Source organism: Lentzea sp. NPDC005914, from assembly GCF_040629405.1.
GTDB lineage: Bacteria > Actinomycetota > Actinomycetes > Mycobacteriales > Pseudonocardiaceae > Lentzea.
Genome location: NZ_JBEXVQ010000006.1, coordinates 66,751 through 83,629 on the forward strand (window position 1 = coordinate 66,751; position 16,879 = coordinate 83,629).

Annotated in this window: 17 protein-coding genes; 6 read left to right on the top strand and 11 right to left on the bottom strand. The window is 68.7% G+C overall.

Annotated elements, in window-relative coordinates; genetic code table 11:
• Positions 1–11 precede the first annotated feature (11 nt).
• The 5 genes from ABZ345_RS10175 to rimP all read right to left on the bottom strand — a co-directional run bounded on the left by ABZ345_RS10175 (position 12) and on the right by rimP (position 5,566).
• A complete protein-coding gene (locus ABZ345_RS10175; protein ID WP_359845047.1) occupies positions 12–308 on the bottom strand; it encodes a DUF503 domain-containing protein in 297 nt (98 codons plus the stop codon).
• 69 nt (positions 309–377) lie between these two features.
• On the bottom strand, positions 378–3,578 hold the full coding sequence (infB, locus tag ABZ345_RS10180; RefSeq protein WP_359845050.1) for a translation initiation factor IF-2: 3,201 nt from the start codon (positions 3,576–3,578) through the stop codon (positions 378–380).
• A gap of 87 nt (positions 3,579–3,665) precedes the next feature.
• Positions 3,666–4,013, bottom strand: a complete 348-nt coding sequence (locus tag ABZ345_RS10185) for a YlxR family protein (protein ID WP_359845743.1) — start codon at positions 4,011–4,013, stop codon at positions 3,666–3,668.
• Between the two features lie 18 nt (positions 4,014–4,031).
• Positions 4,032–5,045 (bottom strand): transcription termination factor NusA, encoded by a 1,014-nt coding sequence (nusA, locus tag ABZ345_RS10190; protein WP_359845053.1) that lies wholly within the window; start codon positions 5,043–5,045, stop codon positions 4,032–4,034.
• Positions 5,042–5,566: a ribosome maturation factor RimP gene (gene rimP / locus ABZ345_RS10195; RefSeq protein WP_359845056.1), complete on the bottom strand. Its 525-nt coding sequence runs from the start codon at positions 5,564–5,566 to the stop codon at positions 5,042–5,044. The genes nusA and rimP overlap by 4 nt, the downstream gene beginning before the upstream one ends.
• 128 nt (positions 5,567–5,694) lie before the next feature.
• Here rimP and ABZ345_RS10200 point away from each other — a divergent pair, with 128 nt between their 5' ends.
• Positions 5,695–6,138: a hypothetical protein gene (locus tag ABZ345_RS10200; protein ID WP_359845059.1), complete on the top strand. Its 444-nt coding sequence runs from the start codon at positions 5,695–5,697 to the stop codon at positions 6,136–6,138.
• Positions 6,135–6,563 carry a ferritin-like domain-containing protein gene (locus ABZ345_RS10205; protein WP_359845062.1) on the top strand — a complete coding sequence of 143 codons (429 nt, stop codon included), beginning with the start codon at positions 6,135–6,137 and terminating at the stop codon, positions 6,561–6,563. Before ABZ345_RS10200 ends, ABZ345_RS10205 begins: the two co-directional genes overlap by 4 nt.
• Here the strand turns inward: ABZ345_RS10205 and ABZ345_RS10210 are convergent.
• From ABZ345_RS10210 to ABZ345_RS10225, 4 genes are all read right to left on the bottom strand, one after another.
• Positions 6,560–7,267, bottom strand: coding sequence for a hypothetical protein (locus tag ABZ345_RS10210; protein ID WP_359845065.1), 708 nt, complete (start codon positions 7,265–7,267; stop codon positions 6,560–6,562). The two genes, ABZ345_RS10205 and ABZ345_RS10210, sit on opposite strands and share 4 nt — an antisense overlap.
• A 67-nt stretch (positions 7,268–7,334) precedes the next feature.
• Positions 7,335–8,288 carry an aminotransferase class V-fold PLP-dependent enzyme gene (locus ABZ345_RS10215; RefSeq protein ID WP_359845067.1) on the bottom strand — a complete coding sequence of 318 codons (954 nt, stop codon included), beginning with the start codon at positions 8,286–8,288 and terminating at the stop codon, positions 7,335–7,337.
• Positions 8,281–8,745 (bottom strand): DUF4442 domain-containing protein, encoded by a 465-nt coding sequence (locus tag ABZ345_RS10220; RefSeq protein WP_359845070.1) that lies wholly within the window; start codon positions 8,743–8,745, stop codon positions 8,281–8,283. The genes ABZ345_RS10215 and ABZ345_RS10220 overlap by 8 nt, the downstream gene beginning before the upstream one ends.
• An 11-nt stretch (positions 8,746–8,756) precedes the next feature.
• The gene (locus tag ABZ345_RS10225) at positions 8,757–9,665 is read right to left on the bottom strand and encodes a nucleotide disphospho-sugar-binding domain-containing protein (RefSeq protein WP_359845072.1); all 909 of its coding nucleotides are present in this window, start codon (positions 9,663–9,665) and stop codon (positions 8,757–8,759) included.
• Positions 9,666–9,687: 22 nt separating this feature from the next.
• On the opposite strand from ABZ345_RS10225, the gene ABZ345_RS10230 reads away from it, so the two are divergent.
• Positions 9,688–10,245 (top strand): sugar O-acetyltransferase, encoded by a 558-nt coding sequence (locus ABZ345_RS10230; RefSeq protein WP_359845075.1) that lies wholly within the window; start codon positions 9,688–9,690, stop codon positions 10,243–10,245.
• Positions 10,246–10,249: 4 nt separating this feature from the next.
• Complete coding sequence (locus ABZ345_RS10235) at positions 10,250–10,657, top strand: YjbQ family protein (protein ID WP_359845077.1); 408 nt, start codon at positions 10,250–10,252, stop codon at positions 10,655–10,657.
• Here ABZ345_RS10235 and ABZ345_RS10240 read toward each other — a convergent pair.
• Complete coding sequence (locus ABZ345_RS10240; RefSeq protein ID WP_359845080.1) at positions 10,553–11,530, bottom strand: ABC transporter permease; 978 nt, start codon at positions 11,528–11,530, stop codon at positions 10,553–10,555. The genes ABZ345_RS10235 and ABZ345_RS10240 overlap by 105 nt on opposite strands.
• 121 nt (positions 11,531–11,651) lie before the next feature.
• On the opposite strand from ABZ345_RS10240, the gene ABZ345_RS10245 reads away from it, so the two are divergent.
• Entirely contained in the window at positions 11,652–12,614 is a 963-nt protein-coding gene (locus tag ABZ345_RS10245) for a hypothetical protein (protein ID WP_359845082.1), read from the top strand.
• 177 nt (positions 12,615–12,791) lie between these two features.
• Here ABZ345_RS10245 and ABZ345_RS10250 read toward each other — a convergent pair whose 3' ends face one another.
• Complete coding sequence (locus ABZ345_RS10250) at positions 12,792–15,779, bottom strand: BTAD domain-containing putative transcriptional regulator (RefSeq protein WP_359845085.1); 2,988 nt, start codon at positions 15,777–15,779, stop codon at positions 12,792–12,794.
• A gap of 794 nt (positions 15,780–16,573) precedes the next feature.
• On the opposite strand from ABZ345_RS10250, the gene ABZ345_RS10255 reads away from it, so the two are divergent.
• Positions 16,574–16,852 (top strand): hypothetical protein, encoded by a 279-nt coding sequence (locus ABZ345_RS10255; RefSeq protein ID WP_359845087.1) that lies wholly within the window; start codon positions 16,574–16,576, stop codon positions 16,850–16,852.
• Positions 16,853–16,879 lie beyond the last annotated feature (27 nt).

Consider the following 16,879-nt stretch of genomic DNA (forward strand, 5'->3'; position numbering starts at 1 on the left):
GCCTCCCCTTCCTAGTCGTCCTCCGGCCCGACGAAACGTGTGCGGGCGGAGAGCAGTTCCAGTTCGGGACGTCCGGCGACCAGCCTTTCACAACTGGCCAGCACGTCCCTGACGTGCTCCAGGTCGGCGGCGACCGCCGCGACCCCGATCAAGCTGCGCCGATGCAGGTCGAGATGACCGGCCTCGGAGACAGCGACCTCGAAGCGCTTGCGCAGCTCGGCCACGACGGGCCGGACCACCGAGCGCTTCTCCTTCAACGAGTGGACGTCGCCCAAGAGCACGTCCAGTTCCAGAGCCCCCACGTACATGGGCAAGATCCTCCAGAAGAAAAGGGTGCGGAGCCACCGGTTAAATGGCCCCGCACCCCCATCAAGCCACTATGCGCGCGGCTTCTCGCGCATTTCGTAGGTCTCGATGATGTCTTCCAGCTTGAGGTCGCTGTAGTTGCCGAGCGTGAGACCACACTCGAAACCTTCGCGAACCTCGGTGGCGTCGTCCTTGAACCGCTTGAGCGAGCTGATCGGGAGGTTCTCCGCGATCACCTTGCCGTCACGGAGCAGGCGCGCCCTGGCGTTGCGGCGAATCTCGCCCGACAGGACCATGCAACCCGCGATCGTGCCGACCTTGGAGGACTTGAAGACGTCGCGGATCTCGGCGCGGCCGAGCTGGACCTCTTCGTACTCCGGCTTGAGGAGACCCTTGAGGGCCGCCTCGATCTCGTCGATCGCCTGGTAGATGACCGTGTAGTAGCGGACGTCGATGCCCTCGCGGTTCGCGAGCTCGGTCGCCTTGCCCTCGGCCCGGACGTTGAAGCCCAGGACGATGGCGGAGGAGGCCACGGCGAGGTTGATGTCGCCTTCGGTGATGCCACCGACACCGCGGTGGACCACACGAAGCTCGACGTCGTCGCCGACCTCGATCTTCATGAGCGCGTCCTCGAGGGCCTCGACGGTACCCGAGTTGTCACCCTTGATGATCAAGGTGAGCTGGCTGGTTTCCTTGAGTGCTGCGTCCAGGTCCTCGAGGCTGACGCGCTTGCGCTTCGCGGCGTTGGCAGCGTTGCGAGTGCGGGCCTGACGACGCTCGGCGATCTGGCGAGCAACGCGGTCCTCGTCGACGACCAGGAACGAGTCACCAGCGCGCGGCACCGACGTGAGGCCGATGACCTGCACCGGACGCGACGGGGTCGCGTCGTGGACGTCGTCGCCGTGCTCGTCCACCATGCGGCGGACGCGGCCGTAGGCGTCGCCCGCGACGATCGAGTCGCCGACGCGGAGCGTGCCTCGCTGGACCAGCACGGTGGCGACCGGACCGCGACCGCGGTCGAGGTGCGCCTCGATCGCGACACCCTGGGCCTCCATGTCCGGGTTGGCCCGGAGGTCCAGCGAAGCGTCGGCGGTCAACAGGATGGCCTCGAGGAGGCTGTCGATGTTGATGCCCTGCTTCGCGGAGATGTCGACGAACATCGTGTCGCCGCCGTACTCCTCGGCGACCAGGCCGTATTCCGTCAGTTGCTGACGGATCTTGGCCGGGTTGGCGCCTTCCTTGTCGATCTTGTTGACCGCGACCACGATCGGCGCCTGAGCGGCCTGCGCGTGGTTGATGGCCTCGACCGTCTGCGGCATCACGCCGTCGTCGGCGGCGACGACGATGACCGCGATGTCGGTCGCGTTCGCACCACGGGCACGCATGGCGGTGAACGCCTCGTGACCGGGGGTGTCGATGAAGGTGATGAGACGCGGGTTGCCCTCGAGCTCGGTCTCCACCTGGTAGGCGCCGATGTGCTGGGTGATGCCACCGGCTTCACCCTCGTGCACCTTCGCCTTGCGGATGGTGTCGAGCAGTCGGGTCTTACCGTGGTCGACGTGACCCATGACGGTGACGACCGGCGGGCGAATCTGCAGGTCCTCCTCGTCGCCGGCGTCCTCGCCGTAGGTGATGTCGAACGTCTCGAGCAGCTCGCGGTCCTCCTCCTCGGGGGACACGACCTGCACGACGTAGTTCATCTCGGAGCCGAGCAGCTCCAGGATCTCGTCGGACACCGACTGGGTCGCCGTGACCATCTCGCCCAGGTGGAACAGCACCTGCACGAGCGACGCCGGGTTGGCGTTGATCTTGTCGGCGAAGTCGGTCAGCGAGGCACCGCGCGGAAGGCGGATCGTCTCGCCCTGGCCCTTGGGCAGGCGGACGCCACCGACCGAAGGCGCCTGCATGTTGTCCATGTACTCCTGGCGCTTCTGCCGCTTGGACTTGCGTCCACGACGCGCCGGACCACCCGGACGACCGAAGGCACCAGCGGTACCGCCGCGACCTGCGCCGCCACCGCCACCGGGACGACCGCGGAAACCGCCGCCACCACCGGCAGGGGCACCGCCGCCTGCGCCGCCGCCACCGCCGGGACGGAAGCCACCGCCGCCGCCACCGCCGCCACCGGGACGGAAGCCACCGCCACCGCCACCACCGGGACGGAAGCCGCCACCGCCGCCACCGCCACCGCCGCCGCGGAAGCCGCCACCGCCGCCGCCCCCACCGGGACGACCGCCGCCACCGCCACCGCCACCGGGACGGCCACCGCCGCCACCAGGACCGGGGCGACCGCCACCGCCGCCACCGGCCGGGCGACCCGGCATCATGCCGGGGTTCGGGCGCGGAGGCATGTTGCCCGGGTTGGGGCGAGGACCGCCCTGACCGGGACCGCCGGGACGAGGACCGCCCTGGCCGGGGCCGGGACGACCGCCACCCTGAGCGGCGGCCGGACGCTGACCACCCTGACCGGGCGCACCGCTCGGACGGGGGTTGGCCGGACGCGGGTCACCGGGCTTCGGGCCGGAAGGGCGCTCGCCCTGCTCCGGACGCGGGCCGGGACGAGGTCCGGGACGCGGGCCGGGAGGGTTGCCCCCGCCGACGCCGAAGGGGTTGTTGCCCGGACGCGGGGCACGCGGGCCCGCAGGCTTGGGAGACTGCGTGCGCGGCGGCACCACGGACGGGGACTGCTGAGAACCAGCGGACGCGGCCGGAGCCTGCGGCTGCTGGGGCTGCTGCGGAGCCTTCTCCTGCGGAGCCGGGCGCGGGCCCGGACGCGGACCGCCACCCGGCTTGGTGGCGGGAGCCGGGGCAGCCTTGGGAGCGGCCGGAGCCGACGCGGCGGGTGCCGGTGCGGCGGCGGCCGGAGCCTGGGGCTGCTCGGGTGCGGGCGCCGCGGGAGCCGGAGCCTGCGCGGCAGGAGCTGCCGCGGCGGGCTTGGGCGCCGGAGGGCGCGGGGCCGCGGGCTTCGGGCCGGGCATGGCCTTCGGCGCGGTGGCCGCGGTGTCGGATGCTGCCGGCTTGGACTCCGCCGGGGCGGCGGGCGCTGCGGCAGCAGCGGGTGCGGGTGCCTTGGGCTTCGGAGCGGACGGCTTGGGAGCCGGCTTCGAAGACTTGGCTTCGTAGGCATCACGAAGCCGCCGGGCCACGGGGGCCTCGACGGTGGAGGACGCCGACTTCACGTATTCGCCTTGTTCGGCGAGCTTGTTCAGAACTTCCTTGCTCGTAACACCGAGCTCTTTCGCGAGCTCGTGCACGCGGGCCTTGCCTGCCACTGCACTCCTCTGTTGTGAGGTCGGCGGGCAAGTCCCATCGACCTCGTCTTAACGTCGCGCGTTCATGTCTTCAGCTTCACGGCTGACTCATGACGGGTCGACCTGCTTCCTTGTTTCCTGCGGATCGAGAGGCTGTCCCTCGATCATTTTCCCGTACTGCTCGATGTGCTCGCGCAACGAAGCGACGTCGAGTGCTCCCTGGACCCGGAAGGCCCGCGAGAACGCCCGTCGCCGCTCGGCGTTGCGGAGACATTCGAGATCGAAATGCAACCAAGCACCCCGACCAGGAAGTCGCCTGCGGAGGTCCGGAACCACCGAACCGTCCACCGCGACCACACGCAGCAGCTCAGAGGGCAACGTCCTGGCGCGGCATCCAATGCACGTACGAACAGGGCCGATGTGTTGGGTGACCGAACCCGACGTTGAACCGTTGATGAGTCTATCCCCTGGAGCTCATTCGGCCGAACTGGATGTGACCGCTCCGGCGGCCGGAGCCTCCGCGTCACTGCGGATGTCGATGCGCCAGCCGGTCAGGCGGGCGGCCAGACGGGCGTTCTGCCCCTCCTTGCCGATCGCCAGCGACAGCTGGAAGTCCGGCACCACGACGCGAGCCGTCTTGGCGCGCTCGTCGAGCACCCGTACGGACACAACCTTGGCCGGGGACAAAGCATTCCCGACGAAAGTGGCCGGGTCGTCCGAGTAGTCGATGATGTCGATCTTCTCGCCACCGAGCTCGTGCATGACGTTGCGCACACGGGCACCCATCGGGCCGATGCAGGCACCCTTGGCGTTCACGCCGGAGACCGTCGACTTGACCGCGATCTTCGAACGGTGACCTGCCTCACGTGCCACCGCGGGGATCTCCACGGTGCCGTCCGCGATCTCCGGGACCTCGAGGGCGAACAGCCGCCGCACGAGGTTCGGGTGCGTGCGCGAGAGAGCGATCTGCGGTCCGCGCGCACCGCGGGACACGCTCACGACGTAGCACTTGATGCGCTCGCCGTGGTTGTACTGCTCGCCCGGCACCTGCTCGGCCGGCGGCAGCACTCCCTCGGTGTCACCGACCTGCACGACGACCATGCCGCGGGCGTTCGCGCGGGCGTCGCGCTGCACGACACCGGCGATGATCTCGCCCTCCTTGGCGGCGAACTCGCCGAAGGTGCGCTCGTGCTCGGCGTCGCGCAGGCGCTGCAGGATGACCTGCCGCGCCGTGGTGGCGGCGATGCGGCCGAAGCCTTCCGGAGTGTCGTCCCACTCCTCCTGCACCGCGCCGTCCGGGCCCAGGTCCTGCGCGAGCACGCGCACGACGCCGGTCTTGCGGTCGATCTCCACGCGCGAGTGCGTGGCATGTCCTTCGGTGTGCTTGTAGGCGGTCAGCAGTGCTGACTCGATCGCCTCCAGGACCGTCTCGAAGGGGATGTCCTTTTCACGTTCGATCGCCCTCAGGGCGGCGATGTCGACGTTCACCTCGGCTCCTCCTTCGGTGCTTTCCGAGTGAGCCGAGCCAGTTCCTCGACCGGCGGCTGCTTGAACTCGATCTCCATGACCGCGCGTTCGATGTGGCGGTACTCCACGCGTCGCAGCTCGTCCTTGTGCAGCAACTCGACACCTGTCTCGTCGCACTCGCCGACCCGGCCGAACCACTCGGCCTTCTCGGGCTGCTTGATCTTCACGAGACGCAGGTGCGCGCGCTTCCAGTGGCGCGGGCGGGTGAGCGGGCGGTCGACACCCGGCGAGGTGACCTCGAGGGTGTACGGCCCGTTGATGATGTGGTCGTGCTCGTCGAGCGTGGCGGAGACCACACGGCTCGCCTCGGCGACCTCGTCGAGCCCGATGCCGTCCTCGCCGTCCACCACGACCTTGACCAGACGGCGGCGCCCAGCCTGATTCACGTCGAGTGCGTCGAGGTCGAAGCCGGCGGCTTCGAGCGCCTCCCGCACAACGGGTGCTAGCTGCGCGGCAAGCTCTCCGCGCGGCGGGCTGGACACGTGGTGTCTCCTTCAGTTCGAACGCATGAAAACCCCGGCCGACGGTGTTTCGGCGGCCGTGGACGCCCAGACTATCTCCTTTGCCCGCCTCCCACCGCGCCGCAGGGCTGCTGGCAAGATGGGTTCGCGTGATCTCCGAATCGGTCAGCCGCCGCCGCGTGCTGTTCGCGGTGGCTGCCGCACCGCTCGCCGTTGCGTGCACCACAGAACCCCCGCCGCCACCGCCGCCGGACCCGTTGTCGGCACTCGCGGCCCAGGCTCGCGCGGACGCCGCGTTGGCCCAGACGCTCGCGGCGGTTCCGGGGGCCGCGGAGATCGCCAAGGCCCGTGACACGCACGCCCGCCTGCTGCAGGCCGAGGTCGACCGCGAACGCCCGCCGCTGTCCTCGACGGCCCCGCCCGCTCCCACCGCCCCGCCCACGCCGCCGGACCCCCAGGCGGCCTTGCGGACCGCGCTCGACGAGGCCGTGCGCGACGCCTCGGCCGTCGTCTCCACGCTGCCCACCTACCGCGCCGGTCTCGTCGGTTCGGTGGCCGCGGGCTGCGCGTCGCTGAGGGAGGTGCTCGCATGACCGTGGACGCCGTTCAGACCGCGCTCGGGACCGAGCACGCGGCGTTGTGGACCTACGGCCTGGTGTCGGCGTTCCTGGGCAACCAGGCCGCCGCCGTCGCGGAGGGTGCGAACGCGCACCGGGCACGCCGCGACACGACCGAGCGGTGGCTGCGGGACAAGGGCGCGACGCCGAACCCGCCGGCGGCCGCCTACCTGCCGCCCGCCCCGGTCTCCGACGGGCCTTCCGCGCTGGCCGCGCTCATCGCTGTCGAGCAGGACACCTGCGCCGCGTGGCACGGGGTTCTGGAGCGCACGGACGAGGCGACGCTGCGGACTTCGGCGCTGGACGCGCTGACGACGGCGGCGGTGCGGGCGACCCGGTGGCGCAAGGCGGCCGGCACGAACCCGGCATCCATCACGATGCCGGGTGTCGCTTCGGGCTAATTGCCGAACGAGGACGCGAGCCTGATCGCGTCGGCGGAGACCTTCTTCATCTCCTTGTTGTGCGCGAGCGCGTCGGTTCCGCGGTTCGGGGAGTCCGACTCGACGATCACGACGAGCTGGTCGCGCTGCTCGGAGGCATAGCCGCCGTTGGCCAGCGTGGTCAGCGGCGGCACGCTGATCGCCTTGTCCAGCACCAGGTCCTTGACGTTGCCGGTGCCGTCCTTCTGGGTCAGCTCGCGCAACGCCTTCGCCTCGGCCGCGGTCTTCATCTTCACCACGGACACCGACGAGTAGACGGTGCGCCCGTCCTGCAGCTTGGCGGTGTAGAAGGCGCGCGTGAGCTGGAGGCACGGCGTGGTCTTGAAGAACGCCTGCGTCTGGCTCGTCGCGTGGGCGGCGCAGTCGCTGTCCTTCACCGGCTCCGGGAGTTCGGGCACGGTGCTGAACTCGAACTCCCCCGCGGTCTTCTGCGGCTGCGCGACCGGCTGGTCGATTCGCTCGGTTGGCTGCAACACCCACCACACGAACCCCGACACCACCGCGACGCCGACGAGCGCCAGAGCCTTGCCCACCCACGTCCTCTTCCGAGGAGGCTGTGGTGGCAGCTGTCCCTGGCGGTTGTCCATGATCGACTGGAGCTTCATCAGCTCGTCGGCCGGGTAGAGCGGCGCGGTGTCGGTCGGCCTCGGTGGAAAGCGAGGCATGTTCTGGGTCACCTCTTCAGGTGACTGGCGTGGTTCCGACACAAGGACCCACGGTAACGGACGGCGGTCAGCCAAGCGCTTTGAGCACCCGATCCACGTCCTCGACCGTGTTGTAGAGGTGACATGCGAACCGTGTGCGAGCTGCGCGAACAGAGGAGACGACACCCGAAACGTGGGGTACGTCTACTGAGACGATGGCCGAGCCGTTGGGTTCGAGCCCCAGTCCGGTCAGCAGGTGATCCGTCAGGTTCGCGTTGTGCGCGCGCACGGCTGCGAGGTCCAGCGACGCCACCCACGGCAGCGCCACGGCGGCACCTACATGGGCGAACCACGCCGGCGCGAGGTCGAACCGCCGCGCGTCCGAACGGAGCACCAGCTCGGTCCCGTAGTTCTCCCCGGTGCTGTACCAGTTCGCCGCCACCGGTTCGAGGAAGTCCATCCGGTCCGGCCGCACCGCCATCCAGGCCGCGCCCTTCGGTGCCATCAGCCACTTGTACGCGACGCCGACCACGAAATCGGCCCACGCCAACGACAGCGGCATCCACCCGGCGGCCTGCGAGACGTCCAGCACCACCGGTTTGCCGGATGCCTTCAACGCCTCCAGGTCCGCGACCGCGCCGTCCGCCGACTGGACCACGCTCACCGCGACGAGATCACATTCGTCCACTGTGGACACCATCTCGTGCCCGGCCGCGACGAACGGCAGCGTGACACTGGTGAACTCGCCCGGCTGGACGAAGATCTTCGACCCCTTCGGCAACGCCCGCGCGACCAGTGACACGAACTGCGAGACCGTGGCGCCGCACGCGACCGACGTCGCGGGCACCCCGACCACCCGGCCGAACGCCTCACGCGACGTCTCGACCGCCGTGCCGAAGTCGGACGAGGTGTCCTGGCCGCGCCGCCACCGTTCGTGGGCTGCCGCGACCGCGTCGGCGACGTGCCGCGGGGGCACGCCGATCGAGGCCGTGTTCAGGTAACCCGGCTCGACGTCGAAAACCGCCCCGAAGGCCTCACGCATGCGCGAGCTGCTTGTCGCGCTTGCGGCGCGCGTAGACCTGCTTCTTCACCCGTGCGATCACGGTTCCATCCTGCCCGACGACATCGGTCTCGAACCAGATCAAGGCCTTCTCGCCGGACGCCGTCCGGTCCAGCACCTGCCCGACGTGCTCGTCGGTGAGCCGGAACTCCGCGTACACCGTGCCGCGGCCGGGTTCGACGAACTCGATCTCGCCGGCCCGGTCCCACACCACGTGCTGACCCTTGAGCTGGTTGAACAGCAGCAACACCCAGAACGGGTCGGTCATCGCGAACAGCGAGCCGCCGAAGTGGGTGCCGAAGAAGTTGCGGTTCCACGGGCGCAGACGCATCTTGACCCGCGCGTACCGGTAGTCCGGCGAGATCTCTTGCACGCGGATCCCGGCGAACAGGAACGGCGGCCACAGGTTCATCCCGAAGCGCAGGCGGCTTGCCTTCATAAAAAACAGTGTTACACAACGTCCGCCAGACTGTCCGCAACTTCCTGCGGCGAAGGCATGTGACGTATCTCTTCCGCGATCTGACCTGCGGCTTCCCGGTGGCTGCCGTCCACGAGCACCAGTCGTGCGCTCTCCGCGACCGCCTCGGCACTCACCGCGTCCAGCCGCACGCCCGCACCGCTCTCTACGAGCGCTTTGGCGTTGCCGAACTGGTCTGCTCCTTGCGGCAGCACGACCTGTGGGACCCCCTCGGCCAGAGCGGCGAGCATCGTGCCGCTGCCGCCGTGGTGCACGACGACGTCCGCCTGCCTGATCACCTCGGCCTGCGGCAGCCACCTGCCCGGTCCGGCGACCACCACCTGGGCGTCGAGCGACCCGAGCCCCGCCACCGCCTTCGCGAGCAGGTCCTCGCTGCCGAACACGGTCCCGAACGTGACGTAGATCAGCTTCTCGTGCGTGCGTGCCGGAACCTCGCCCGGGCTCTGATGCGCCACCGGTCGCAGCAGGATCCGGTCCGCGGTGAAACCCTTGTCCTGCAACGAGGGCGGGCAGATGTCGAGGTGCCGTCCACCCTCCGGCCGCGCGAGCCCGATCCCCTCGTCGAACATCCGCCCGAACCCGTGCCACAGCACCGGGAACGCCCTTCTGCGCGCCTCCCTGTACACCTGAGGCACGGCCCACCCGCTGATCACGAGGTCCGGCAGCACCCGTTCCAGCTCGGGCGCGATGTCCTCGGCGTAGATCTCGCCGAACACCAGGCCGGGGCGGAACGGCCGCAGCCCCAGCCTGGTCAGCTCGGGGTGCATTTCGTCGCCCACCGCGAAGTGGACCTCGTGCCCGGCGTCGCGCAGTGCGAGCGCCAACGGGATCAACGGATAGGTGTGGCCGACCGCGGCCATGCTGGCGAAGAGCACGCGCATGCCGTGACAATACTGACGTCCCATGGGAACCAACCGCGAGAAGATGATCAACGGCGAGCCCTACCTGGCGGTGGACCCCGAGCTGGACGCGGACCGCCGGCGAGCCTGGCGGGAGATGGCCCGGTTCAACGCGCACGACCCGGAAGACCTCGACGGCCAGTACGCGATCCTGAAGGGCTTCCTCGCGGAGATCGGCGAGAACACGACGTTCCTGCCGCGCCTGCAGATCGAGTACGGCTACAACACGCGCATCGGCTCGAACAGCTTCATGAACTACGACGGCATCATCCTCGACTGCGGCCCGGTCACCATCGGCGACAACGTGATGATGGGCCCGCGCGTGCAGCTGTTGACGGCGTTGCACCCGATCGAGGACCACGACGCGCGGATCGAGGGCTGGGAGACGACCGCGCCGATCGTCATCGGGGATCGTGTGTGGTTCGGCGGCGGCGTGATCGTGTGTCCCGGCGTGACGATCGGCAGCAACACGGTGGTCGGCGCCGGCAGTGTCGTGACGCGTGATCTGCCTGATCACGTGCTCGCGGTCGGCAACCCGGCACGGGTGGTTCGTAAGATCTGAAGCCATGCGCAGCGAGGAGATCGAAATCCGCACCGGTGCCGAAGAGGTCGTGCACGACCTGACGCGAGAGTGCGAGAGGTTCCTCAGCAGTGAGAACGGTGACGGCCTGTTGCACGTGTGGGTGCCGCACGCGACCGCCGGCGTCGCCATCATCGAGACGGGCGCGGGCAGCGACGACGATCTGCTGACCGCGCTGGAACGAATCCTGCCCCGCGACGTGAAGTGGCGGCACCGGCACGGCACCCCTGGCCACGGCCGTGACCACGTGATGCCCGCGCTGGTGCCGCCCTACGCGACGATCCCGGTGCTAGGCGGTGTGCTGGTGCTCGGCACGTGGCAGTCCGTCTGCCTCGTGGACACCAACGTCGACAACCCCGTCCGCACGGTCCGGCTGAGCTTCCTCGCCGGCTAGTTCGGTCTTCTTCATGGCAAGCAGCACGAGACCGACGAGCGCGATCCCGCCGAACACCCACCACTCGGTGCTGATGGAGCCGTCGTACATGAGGCTGCGCAGGCCTTCCGTGGAGAACCTGAACGGCGTCCACGACCAGAGGACTGCCCTGTAAGCCGGGTTGAGCAGCTCCGGCACCTGACCCGCCACCGCGGGCGCCATCAGGTAGAGCACACCGAGCACGCCCATCGCGCGGATGCCGAGGTGCTTGAACAGCCCCGCCTGCAGCAGCGCGAACGAGACCGCCACGGCGAGCATGAAGGTCAGCGCCTCCGCGGTGAACGTGACGCCCCACCACGCCAGCAGTCCGACCACCGAACCCTCCACGAGGACCGCGGTGGTCAACGCCGCCAGCCACCTGAAGCGCCGGCCCTTCAGCACCACGAACAGCAGCCCGGCGATCATGCCGCCGACCCACAGCAGCGCGCTCGCGGCGAGCGGCGCCGTGCGTTCGGCGGCGGTGACGGCCCGCGTCTCGACCTTGACCGGCAACCCGGCACCCTGCGCGACGCCGGTCAGCACCTGCTGCGCGACCTGCGTGCCGGACGGGTTGACCGCCGGGTTGAGCCGGATCGTCGCCTGACCGGGTGAGATTTCCAGGACGCCGTAGACGTCCTTGTCCGCCAGCAGGGTCTGAGCTTCGGCGGCGGACACGACCCTGATGTCGACCTCGGCCGAGTCGGCGGCCTTGACGCGTTCCGCGATCGGCGGAGGCGCCACCACGGCGAGCGGGACGTCGTGCGGGTGCACGGTCGCCTGCACGCCGAACGTCAGCAGTCCCAGGAGAAACGCCACCACCGTGCCTGCGACGGCGGTGACCAGCGCGGTGCGCATCACGGGCCTCCACTTGTTCATCACACGTTGAATTTAACGGGCACGCTACGCCCGGCTCGCCCTGGAAGTCAACGCATGATGAATTAAATCCCTGTCAGACCCACCAGGTACCGTTTGGCGCGTGACTTACCCAGGTGGCGGCGGACAGGGCGGCTGGAACGACCAGCAGCAGGGCTGGGGCCAGCAGCAGGGTGACTACCCCGGCGGCGGCTACCCGACCGGCGGCTACCCGCAGACGGGCGGTTTCCCGCAGCAGGGCGGCTACACCGACCAGGGCGGCTTCCCGCAGCAGGGCTACGGCCAGTACGGCGGTCTCGGCGTCTACGGCGGCTTCGACAGCGAACCGCCGAAGAGCAAGAAGACGCTCTGGCTGGTCCTCGCCACCGTCGTGCTGGTGCTGCTCGCCGGCGGTGGCCTGACGTGGTTCCTGCTCTCGCGCGACTCGGGCGACCCGAACGCGCAGAACACCCCGTCCACGCCGACCAGCGCCTCCTCGCAGCCCACCAGCGGCAAGTGCAAGAACGACGACATGCAGTGCGTCGAGACGACGCTCGGCTACAACTACGAGGTCCCGAAGAACTGGGACGTCGTGGCCGACGCGAGGATCTCCGTCGACAAGTTCCCCGGGATCTCGCTGTCCGGCGTCACCACGTACGGCGACTACAGCTGCGAGAGCAAGGCGTACACCAAGGGCACCAACGGCGGCACGCTGCTGCCCAAGGGCGACATCAACCAGACCGCCACCGACTTCACCAAGGCCGTGGCGACGCAGTTCTACGCCTCCGGTGGCGAGCCCCAGGTCGCGCTCACCCAGCCCAAGGCGGTGAAGATCCAGCACACCCAGAAGGACGGCAACAAGGTCACCATCGAGGGCGTGCAGGTCGACGCCACCGTCACCCAGACCGCCAACAAGTGCCTGGCGAGCAAGGGCGTCGTCAAGGTCGTGATGCTCAACGGCAGCAGCAAGCTGCACGTGCTGGTGGTGAACGGCGACCTGGAGGGTGGCGGAGGCGGCACGAACCCGCCGATGCCCAAGGAGGCCGAGCTGCAGAAGATGATCGACTCGCTGGTTCCGACCACGTAGTCGCGGCATCGCACGCCGCCAGCCGAAGGGGACGGCGGCGGGAGCCTTCCGGCCGCACACGCTAAGCACTGGCGCCGTGCAGAAGCGGCTCACGCCCGCACGACAGCCCGAACGGCGACTGGCCCGGGGCGGCCGCGACTGGGCAGCGTCTGCCTGCACCCTGCCCGGACATCAGCCCTAGCGCGCGCCGCCGTTCAACGTGACGGCGGCCGGCAGCGGGTTCTCGGCAGTGATCTTCTCCAGCACCGCCAGCGCCTTGCTCTCCCAGAGCGCCAGCCGCAGCTCCTGGAACGTCATCATCGCCTGCTCCACGATGGCGATCGCGTGGAACGTCTCGCCCCGCTGCGACACCAGCTGCGCCAGGTCGAGCCGGATCCGCGCCGCCCCCACCCGGTCGAGGTTCTCCTCGCACAACCGGATCGCGCGCCGTAGCAGCCGGCCGGCCTCCGCGAACATCCGCATCCGCCCGTGGATCAGCCCGAGCGAGTGCAGCGCGTAGCTCTCGCCGACGGTGTCGCCGGAGCGTTGCACCATGCCGAGCACCGACGTGATGAGCTGCTGCGCCTGCTCGTAGCGGCCCTGCACCAGCATGGCGCCGCCGAGCCGGTACAGGACCTGGGCCTCGACACGCGGGCTCGAGATCTCCCGGCACATCCCCAGAGCGCCGCGCAGCTGGCCCACCGCCAGCTCGTGTTCGCCGCGGTCCAGCGACAGCTGCGCGAGTTGAGACACCACGTAGGCCTGGCCCACGACGTCGCCGACGCGTTTGAAGCCCGCCAGCGACTGCTCGAAGATGCGGGTCGCGACCTCGGGGCGTCCCTCGTTGTACTCCAGCAGGCCCAGGTTCCGGCGCACCAGGGCCAGGCCGTGGGAGTCGTCGAGCTCGGTGAAGAGCTCCAGCGCCGGTTCCAGGGCGGCGCGCGCGGATTCCATGCGGCGCTGGCTGTGGTGCAACGAACCCAGCGAACACAGCAGGGCCGCGGTGCCGCGCTTGTTGCCCGCCTTGCGCACGGCGTCCAGGGCGCGTTCGTGGGTCTGCTGCCAGTCGTCGAGGTAGCTGCGGGTCTCGAACAACGTCACCAGCGTCATCGCGAGGTCCCAGCACAGCTCGTCCAGGCCCGCGTCGGCCGCCTGCAGCACGGCCGCGCAGATGTTGGGGCGCTCGCTTTCCAGCCACCCCAACGGGTCCTGCAGCACCTGGTCCAGGTACGGGGCGTGCGGCTGCCAGCGCCGGCCGTTGCCGTGCAGGACCGTGAAGTCGCCGCCGTAGAGGCGTTGGTGGGCCTGCTCGGCCATCGCCAGCCAGCCGCCGGCCACGCGTTCGACGGCGGCGAGCTGGGTCGCCGGGGACTCGTGCACGGCGAGCTGTTCCTTGGCGAACAAGCGAATCAGGTCGTGGAAGCGGTAGCGGGGCAGGCCCGTCACGTCGCTGCCGACCACGTCCAGCAGCTGGGCGTCGACGAGGCGCTCCAGCAGGTCGAAGCCGCGGTGGCGCTCGTCGTCGGTGAGCGCGGAGGCCGTCCAGACCGGCAGGCTTTCCGCCTCCAGCAACGACATCAGCCGCATCACCCGGCACGTGTCGGGCTCCAGGCCGTCGTAGGTGAGCGAGAGGCTGGCGCGCACGACCATGTCGCCGTGCACCAGCTCGTCGAGGCGGTGGCGTTCGTCGGCGAGACGTCCGACCATCGAGGCCAGCGTCCAGTGCGTGCGAGCCGCGAGTCGTGCTCCGATGATGCGCAACGCCAGGGGCAGACCTCCGACGACATCCACCAATGCTGATGCCGCAACGGGTTCGCTCTCCAGGCGTTGCGTGCCGATGATGCGGCCCAGGAGCTCGAGCGCGTCGTCGGAGTCCATGAAGTCGACGTCGACCAAATGAGATCCGGCGAGACCGGTCAACCGGGTCCTGCTCGTGACGACCACGCCGCACGTCGGTGAGCCCGGAAGCAGTTGGTGCACCTGCGACTCGCTGCCCGCGTCGTCGAGAACGACCAGCACACGGCGGTTGGCGAGCATGCTGCGGTACATGTCCGCGCGCTCGTCCACACCATCGGGCAACGTCGAACCCACGGCGCCCAGAGCGGACAGGAACCGGCCGAGCACCTCGGCCGGGGTCGCCGGTAGGGCCTGCGTGCCGCGCAGGTCGCAGTAGAGCTGGCCGTCCGGGTACTTCTCGGTGGCGACCCGGTGCGCGACGTGGACCGCGAGAGCGCTCTTACCGATACCCGCTTTTCCCGAGATGTTCACCACGGGCATCGTCATGTGGTCGCCGGACAGCACGGTCTCGGCGCGTGCCACGACGTCCTGGCGGCCGATGAAGTCCGAGATGGTGGCCGGAAGCTGGTGCGGTGACACGACGTTCTGCACGGTGACCGGGACTGCCTTCTCCTGGTCGAGGCGCAGTACCTCGTCGTCGGTCAGGATCGCGGTCTCGAGTTTGCGCAACTGGTCGCTCGGCTCGAGGCCGAGGTGCTCGATGAAGAGGTCACGGCCGGTGCGATAGACGTCGAGAGCCTCGGACTGACGGCCGGAACGGTAGAGCGCGAGCATGAGCTGGCCGCGCGGGCGTTCCCGCAGCGGGTGTTCGGTCACCATGCTCTGCAATTCACCGATGAGAGCGTGATGGCGGCCCAGCAACAACTCGATGTCGATGCAGTTCTCGAGCACCGACAGGCGTTTCTCGTCCAGACGTAATGCTTTGTTCTGCAAGGTGGCCGCGGCGCCGCCGAGCGCGGGGCCCCGCCACAACGCCAATGCCTGACGCAGAACAGCCGAGGCCTCCTCCATGCGTCCCTGGCGGACGGCGGCGTCGGAGTCGGCCACGCGGCGTTCGAAGAGGAAGGTGTCGATCTTGTCACCGGCGACGCGCAGCAGGTAGCCGGGCTGACGGGTCTCGATCTGGGCGTCGACGCCGACCCTCGCGAACTCCCGCCGGAGCGCGGACACGCAGATCTGGATCTGCGCCCGTGCGGTCGACGGCGGGGTGTGCTCCCAGACGAGGTCGATCAGCTGATCCATGCTGACCACGCGGTTGGCTTCGAGCAGCAGAGCGCCCAGGATCGTCTGCTGACGTCCTGGGGGTACCTGAACCTGCTCCTCGGGGCCGATGACCTCGATCGGGCCGAGCAGCTTGAAAATCAGCTTCTCATCGGGGGCGGAGCTCATGACGGACGACCCCTCGCGCCTTTATCTCTCGCAAAGCCCCGACACCTCACGCTCCGGACGATTACCGCTACGGATTTTCCGTGACGGAATTGCATTTACGGATGCGGCGTCACACACGTCGCGCAATCCGGCCGAAGACGCGAAAAAAGGCACTCCCAGGGCGTCACCTCAAGATCGGGTTAACAGTATGAAAATGTTTCATATCTTACGTTTGACCTCCCGTTAGCATCAGCTACAGACGGTCACTCGGATGGTGATGATCTCTAAAGTTAGACCTGGCAGGGAAAACTGTCAAGATCCTTCTTGTGCATCAGTGCACGATCCACCATAATGCGCCCGATCTCAATAGGCATCTCATTTGGAGATGATCCAAACGGGAACAAGAGGGCAGATCAAGCAGTACGTGTGCCCGAGAATTCACAGGTGTCGGTGGCGGCTTCACGACGATCGTACGTCATGGTGCCAAGCAGCCTGAACGACTGATCGGGGTTACTCCGAGCGGCACAAGCCGTTCGTTCGGATCGCTAACCGCACCCAACCATTGCGGTACACCGCACCTAATTCCGCGGATAAGCCACCACCCTGCGTAGTAACACCAGTTTGCTGAGTGGCGGATCAGCTGTTGAGGCGTCTCAATTGGCCACTTCAGTCCCGCCATCACGGCCGATTGATACGCGGTGGGTGCGCGATAGAGCCGCGATGGGCGGCACTTCTAACTTCGTTCTCAGACACCACTCGAAGGTGTCTGAAGCACAACTCGAAGCCAAGGTCCGACCAAGTATGAGGAGGCCGACATGATCCGCAAGACGACCGCAGCCGCTCTGGTTCTCTCCGCCGTCCCCGCGGCCCTGGCACTTTCCCTCTTCTCCGGCACCGCGCAGGCCGACGACACCCCCTGGGGCAAGACGGGCCCGGGCGGGACCACATCGGGCGCTGTCATCGCGAGCGACGACACCCCGTGGGGTCGTGGCATCACCACCTCCGACGACGACGCGCCGTGGGGAAAGGCCATCACGCTCCCCGCCATCCCGAACGACGACACCCCGTGGGACGACGACACCCCTTGGGGCTGATCTCTCCCCCTCCGTCCGGATAACCAT